This window comes from Pseudomonadota bacterium (assembly GCA_030859565.1).
GTDB lineage: Bacteria > Pseudomonadota > Gammaproteobacteria > JACCXJ01 > JACCXJ01 > USCg-Taylor.
The window spans coordinates 1-5,937 of record JALZJW010000184.1 but is presented as its reverse complement, the minus strand read 5'-3'; the positions used below and the strand labels follow the sequence as shown (position 1 = coordinate 5,937).

11 protein-coding genes are annotated in these 5,937 nt (G+C 59.8%); 5 read left to right on the top strand and 6 right to left on the bottom strand.

Annotation, left to right across the window (positions count from 1 at the left end; all coding sequences use genetic code 11):
* The 4 genes from M3436_18670 to ispG all read right to left on the bottom strand — a co-directional run.
* Positions 1–156: KUP/HAK/KT family potassium transporter (locus tag M3436_18670; GenBank protein MDQ3566020.1), on the bottom strand; the 156-nt coding region annotated here is incomplete at its 3' end.
* Between the two features lie 68 nt (positions 157–224).
* On the bottom strand, positions 225–863 hold the full coding sequence (gene purN, locus M3436_18665) for a phosphoribosylglycinamide formyltransferase (GenBank protein ID MDQ3566019.1): 639 nt from the start codon (positions 861–863) through the stop codon (positions 225–227).
* On the bottom strand, positions 860–1,405 hold the full coding sequence (locus M3436_18660; GenBank protein MDQ3566018.1) for a hemerythrin domain-containing protein: 546 nt from the start codon (positions 1,403–1,405) through the stop codon (positions 860–862). Before M3436_18660 ends, purN begins: the two co-directional genes overlap by 4 nt.
* A 73-nt stretch (positions 1,406–1,478) precedes the next feature.
* Complete coding sequence (ispG, locus tag M3436_18655; protein ID MDQ3566017.1) at positions 1,479–2,753, bottom strand: flavodoxin-dependent (E)-4-hydroxy-3-methylbut-2-enyl-diphosphate synthase; 1,275 nt, start codon at positions 2,751–2,753, stop codon at positions 1,479–1,481.
* 85 nt (positions 2,754–2,838) lie between these two features.
* On the opposite strand from ispG, the gene ssb reads away from it, so the two are divergent.
* Together ssb and M3436_18645 are read left to right on the top strand one after the other, a co-directional pair.
* On the top strand, positions 2,839–3,291 hold the full coding sequence (gene ssb, locus M3436_18650) for a single-stranded DNA-binding protein (GenBank protein ID MDQ3566016.1): 453 nt from the start codon (positions 2,839–2,841) through the stop codon (positions 3,289–3,291).
* Positions 3,292–3,333: 42 nt separating this feature from the next.
* Positions 3,334–3,945: a poly-gamma-glutamate hydrolase family protein gene (locus tag M3436_18645; protein ID MDQ3566015.1), complete on the top strand. Its 612-nt coding sequence runs from the start codon at positions 3,334–3,336 to the stop codon at positions 3,943–3,945.
* 144 nt (positions 3,946–4,089) lie between these two features.
* Here M3436_18645 and M3436_18640 read toward each other — a convergent pair whose 3' ends face one another.
* Both M3436_18640 and M3436_18635 read right to left on the bottom strand, forming a co-directional pair.
* A complete protein-coding gene (locus tag M3436_18640; protein MDQ3566014.1) occupies positions 4,090–4,284 on the bottom strand; it encodes a type II toxin-antitoxin system HicA family toxin in 195 nt (64 codons plus the stop codon).
* Entirely contained in the window at positions 4,281–4,499 is a 219-nt protein-coding gene (locus M3436_18635; GenBank protein MDQ3566013.1) for a type II toxin-antitoxin system HicB family antitoxin, read from the bottom strand. The genes M3436_18640 and M3436_18635 overlap by 4 nt, the downstream gene beginning before the upstream one ends.
* A 160-nt stretch (positions 4,500–4,659) precedes the next feature.
* On the opposite strand from M3436_18635, the gene M3436_18630 reads away from it, so the two are divergent.
* From M3436_18630 to M3436_18620, 3 genes are all read left to right on the top strand, one after another.
* Positions 4,660–5,517, top strand: coding sequence for a site-specific DNA-methyltransferase (locus tag M3436_18630; GenBank protein MDQ3566012.1), 858 nt, complete (start codon positions 4,660–4,662; stop codon positions 5,515–5,517).
* A gap of 1 nt (position 5,518) precedes the next feature.
* Complete coding sequence (locus tag M3436_18625; GenBank protein ID MDQ3566011.1) at positions 5,519–5,719, top strand: hypothetical protein; 201 nt, start codon at positions 5,519–5,521, stop codon at positions 5,717–5,719.
* A gap of 94 nt (positions 5,720–5,813) precedes the next feature.
* Positions 5,814–5,937 (top strand): IS110 family transposase (locus M3436_18620; protein ID MDQ3566010.1); only part of this gene is annotated, 124 nt, incomplete at its 3' end.

Here is a 5,937-nt window from a genome sequence, read left to right as displayed (position 1 = left end):
GGTGACCGCGATCCCGTGCGGGCCGCCGAACGCCTCCCGGATCGTGTACAAAGGACTGGTGCCGATATCGCCGTAGACCACGCCGACGGCGCCTACGGCAAGGCTTGTGACGGTGTTACGCGGTGGCTGCATCGGCGAAATCCCTGGCAGTTTCATCAAGACAGGTATTTTCATATCGTGGTGTTACGCGACGGCTGCATCGTCGAGAGGATCGACGCCGCGGGCTAGGGCAGAGGCAGAGCGCCCGATAAAATTCTCTCGAGCGTTGCCACCAAGAAGCGATGCTCGCAGGCCAAGACCCGCTCGGCAAGCCTCTTGATCGTATCCCCGGACTCGACCGGCACCCGGCACTGCGCGAGGATCGGTCCGCAATCGTATTCGGCATCCACCAGATGAATGCTCACCCCGGTCTCCGTCTCACCCGCCGCCAAGACCGCCGCGTGCACGCGATCCCCGTACATGCCCTGCCCGCCGAAGCGGGGCAATAAAGCGGGATGGACGTTGATTACCCGCCCTCGATAGTGGGCAAGCACCCGGGGACCGAGCCGTTTCATGTACCCTGCCAATACCACGAGTCCGGCCTCGTGGCGCGTCAATGCCGTTAAAATCTCCACATCGAGCGCCACCGGATCGGGGTGAGTCCGCAGGCTCAGATGGTAATCCGGAATGCGCTCGCGGCGCGCCCGGAGCAAGGCTTCCGAATCGCCGTTATTGCTGATGATCACGCGGGGCTCGGCCGCTAAACGTCCGCTGTTGCAAGCATCGATGACTGCCTGCATGTTGCTCCCGCGATGGGATGCGAGCAACCCGAGCTGATTCAAGGGGGGTAGGCTCCCTGAATGGGGCACGCGGCGATCGATCATCGCCGGCGTTCTATCTGCGCCAGGATCTCCTCGTAGCTCCGATCCACGATGCCGCCAAAGAGCGGATCCTCGCTTGCCGCGGCGGCCGCCATCAGTTCTGTCCAATCTTCATCGCTCAGCACCTTGATTAACCTTGGAAATATGTCGCTCTCCTCGCGCGCGGAATGCGCGCGGATGAGCGCGACGTATTCGTGTCCCAGCGTGCTGAGCTTATCCACGGAGGTGATCCCTCCGCCGACCACGCCGCGCACCAGATCGGAGAACACCTTCCCCATGTCCCGCAAGCGCTCATGCTCCGCGATGAGCTCATCGACCAGATCGCGACTCACCGGATCGAGTTGCGCGAGCCGGGTAAAGATCCGGTCTTCCAAAGGATGATGGGCCACATCCGGATAGACGGCCATGTAGTCCATGATGTCCGTCATCAAACGAAAGTTGCCGTTCTCCCCGCGGTCAACGGTCTCGATCTCCGCATCGAGCAAGGCTAAGAGCTTGGAAAAATTATCATGCTCGCCTTGCAGCCGCCGTATCAACTCAGACATCCCCCGCCCCTCCTCGGCCACTCTGATGTGAGTTACATTTACATTCTAACGGGACACGCGTTTGGGCTCGCACCTATAGCTTCACGGTGTACGTCCTCTGCACATAATCATCCACCAAGTGCTGGAATTCCTCGGCGATCCTCTCCCCGCGCAGGGTCAAGGCCTTCTGCCCATCGATGAAGACCGGCGCCGCGGGGACCTCGCCGGTACCGGGAAGGCTGATCCCGATGTTGGCGTGCTTGCTCTCTCCGGGCCCGTTGACCACGCACCCCATGACCGCCAAGCTCATGTCTTCCACCCCCGAGTACTTTTCGCGCCAGACTGGCATTTGAGCGCGGACATAGGACTGGATCTTATCCGCTAGTTCTTGAAAAACGGTGCTCGTCGTCCGCCCGCAGCCGGGACAGGCGATCACCAGCGGCGTGAACGAACGCAAACCCATGGTTTGCAGGATCTCTTGCGCCACGACCACTTCGGTGCTCCGCTCACCCCCCGGTTCGGGCGTGAGCGAGACGCGGATCGTATCGCCGACCCCTTGCTGAAGTAACATCGCCAAGGCCGCGGTCGAGGCCACGATCCCCTTCGAGCCCATCCCCGCCTCCGTCAGGCCCAGATGCAAGGCGTAATCGCAGCGCCGAGCGAGCTCCGTGTACACGGCGATCAAATCCTGTACACCGCTGACCTTACACGAGAGCACGATATGATCCCGGCCAAGCCCAAGCGCTTCGGCGCGCCGGGCGCTGTCAAGGGCGGAGACAATCAAAGCCTCCCGGGTGACTTCCCGCGCATCCCGCGGCTGCGCCAGCCCGGCGTTTTCGTCCATGAGGCGGGTTAGCAAGGCTCCGTCCAAGCTGCCCCAATTCACGCCTATCCGGACGGGCTTGCCGTACTGCAGCGCCGCCTCGATCATGATGCTGAACTGTGGATCGCGCTTGGGCCCGAAGCCGACGTTACCCGGATTGATACGGTACTTGGCCAAGGCCTGGGCGCAATCAGGATACTTCGTTAACAAGAGATGGCCGTTGTAATGGAAGTCACCGATGAGCGGCACGTGGCAGCCGGAGGCATCCAGCATCCCGCGGATGCGGCCCACTTGGCGAGCTGCATCCTCGGTATTGACGGTGACGCGCACCAGCTCGGATCCTGCCGCGGCTAATTCCTGTACTTGCTTAACGGTCGCCACCGCATCGGCGGTGTCCGTATTGGTCATCGACTGCACCACCACCGGCGCGCCGCCTCCGATGATGACCGATCCCACCGTAACAGCGACACTGCGTCGGCGCGGCGAAGCCGCGTAGAGCCGCTGTCCGGAGGGCTCCGAGATGCGATTTTTGACGGGTTCTAGCATGGATCCCCCAGATATTCTAAACCTTGCGTTTAATGTTATCTTAGAAGTGTGAATGGGCGCAAAAGCGATTATAGGAGGCTAACGCATGGCTCGAGGTATTAACAAGGTGATTCTCATCGGTAATCTCGGTGCCGAACCCGAGGTCCGGTTCATGCCGAGCGGCCAAGCGGTGGCTAACGTGCGCTTGGCGACCAATGAAACCTGGCGCGATCGTGAGACCGGGGAGAGCCAAGAACGCACCGAGTGGCATCGCGTGGTGTTCTTCGGCAAGCTGGCCGATATCGTCAAGGAATACCTGCACAAAGGTTCGCAGATCTTCGTCGAAGGGCGGATACAGACCAAGAAGTGGCAGGACAAGGACGGCCATGACCGGTACACGACCGAGATCATCGCGAACGAGATGCAGATGCTGGGCGCGCGTGGCGGGGGTACGGTGCCCTTCGAGAACGAACCTCCGGGCGAGCGGGCGCCGGCGCCTTCCCCGTCTCCGGCAAGCCCAGCGGCCCCCGCCGATCTCGACGACGATGTTCCGTTTTAGCAAGCGCTTACGGCCCGAGGCAGGGGCCAATGGCACGGCGGCGTGGACAGGTATGGAAGCTACGCTCTGCTGAGTGCGTCCGAAGTCGAAGGGCGGGACTACCGCGTGCACGTCCGGCTTGCGGATTCTCCGTTTGCCGTGGTCGCCCCGCACGGCGGACGCATCGAGCGCGGCACGCTGCCGATCGCCGAGGCGATCGCCGGTAACGAGCACACGTATTATTGTTTTGAAGGGATCAAACCGCACCGCAACTACTCTCTCCATATCACCAGCGATAATTTCGATGAGCCGCGCGCCTTAGCCGCCGTCCAGCGTGTACGCACCGTCGTAACTATCCACGGCGCCGGCGGATCGGGGTGCGTGGTTTATCTCGGGGGCTTGGATAGCGCGCTGCGCGCGCGCTTCATTTCCGCGCTCGATGCATCGGGCTTTGCCGCCACCGAGGATCCGAGCCCCACGCGCCAAGGCACTGGGAAGACCAATATCTGCAACCGCGGACGCTCGGGGCGAGGAGTGCAATTTGAGCTGCCGATCGGCCTTCGCAAGGAGATGTTCAATGAGGCAGCGCCCGGCGTATGGCACCCGAACGCGGTTTTCGAACGGTTCGTGACAAGCGTGCGCGAGGTGCTAAGCGAGTATGCTCAGACATATTGATTTAGGTTGGCGAACCGCCGTTCGGGGTCGAAATAAAAGCTCCTCATTCTAATGTCGAGCAGTTCTTGCGCCGACTCCGAACTTCGATCGCGCGCACAGCACGCTAACGCTTACCCTGGAGCCGGAAGTGAAAGGCCTCCGCGGTTAGTCCTCTCGGGGCCCTGGGATTTCCAGGTCACGGCAGATCGTGCGAGCGAGAAAATTGTTTATCTCGCGACGCCGAGGCACCGTTGTGGACCGACGAGTCTGGCGGTTGACATAGACCGAGTGCTTTCTACCTTCGCGCAGCAACTCGCACCCATGAACTTCTAGGTGACGAATCAGATCCAGCCGCTTCATGCGGCTGATGTATCAAACGGTTCCCGGATTACGTCTTGACCCCGGAGCAGTTCCTCAGCGAGCGCCCGGTTTGCTTCCAGAACAAGCTCAACCGCCTCGGCAAGATTCTCGCGAGCCTCCTCCAGCGTTGCACCCTGCGTGTTCGCGCCGGGAAGCTCTTCGACGAAGGCGATATAGCCTTCGGAGACTCTCTGAAACACGGCGGTAAATTGCATCGTGACTCTCCTACCTCTGTCTCGGCCAGTATACGCCTCGGACCATTAAAGGGGTAAACAACGCCGATGCCCGTCCAACAACCAGTTCAGCGTCAAGAGGTGATACCTGGCGACGTAACCGGATAGAATATGCGCAAGAAGCAGATCGGAGGAGGCGGGATTGAAACAAGCTAAGGTAGATCCCCCAGAATCATTAAAGATCGAGGCCTCGTGCATCATCGAAGGTGACGCGCACATAGTCTTGGCTCGACTCCCAGACAAGGCCGTTCAATCGGTCGTCACTTCACCGCCGTATTGGGGACTTCGGGATTACAACCTGCCCGGTCAAGTTGGTCTCGAGGAGACCCTCCCGCAGTTCCTCAACAGACTTGTCGCGATATTCGCCGAGATCAAGCGCGTTCTGAAGGATGACGGGACGCTTTGGCTAAACATCGGGGATGGCTACACAAGTGGCAATCGGGGCTGGCGTGCACCTGACAAGAAGAACGCTGCAAGAGCAATGGAAGTTCGCCCTGACACTCCTGAAGGACTCAAGCCCAAGGACCTTCTCGGTATTCCTTGGCGGCTCGCGCTCCGGCTTCAAGAGGATGGGTGGTACTTACGTAGCGACATCATTTGGCACAAACCGAATGCGATGCCAGAGAGCGTAAAGGACCGTCCAACTCGAGCCCATGAATACTTGTTTTTGCTCACCAAGTGCGAGCAATACTACTATGATCGAACGTCGATTCTTGACGTGAATGGGCGCAATAAGCGCTCGGTTTGGAACGTCAACACGCAACCCCTATCCTTTCTTCATGCAGCGACTTTCCCGCCAGCGTTGATTAGGCCGTGCATACTCGCCTCCACCCATCGCGGTGACTACGTCCTCGATCCCTTCTTCGGCTCCGGAACGGTCGGTCTTGTCTGCGAGGAAACCGGACGCAACTATGTCGGCATCGAGCTGCATCCGGGATATGTGAGGCTCGCCGCTGAGAGATTGGGGGCGCTATTTGCGCACATCGTGAGAGTCGCGTAGCGTGCCCATCTCGTTACCCGCTCCGCAGTTACAAATTGACTTTGCTTTCGCCCTTGAACAGATTCGCGGCTTGTATCTGCAACACGCTTTGAGCGAAGCTGCCCGCAAGCTGGACATCAAGAACGTCGATGCAGAGCTTGCCCGCATAGTCCCAAGCGCAAGCCTTGGCGATCGCGGCGAAGTGCTCGAGCAGAAATCGTAGCCTAATGGTATGGACTCCTCCCCTCCTAAACGGCATCGTGATGTGCCAAAGTGGAGGATGAGACGACCACTTAAACGAAGAGGAGGAGTCGGGTATGAACAGTACAACAATCGGTTTGGACATTGCAAAGTACGTCTTTCAGGTACACGGTGTGGACGGGAAGGGGAAGGTGGTTCTGCGCAAATCGCTCAGGCGAGCGCAGGTCTTGGCGTTCTTCG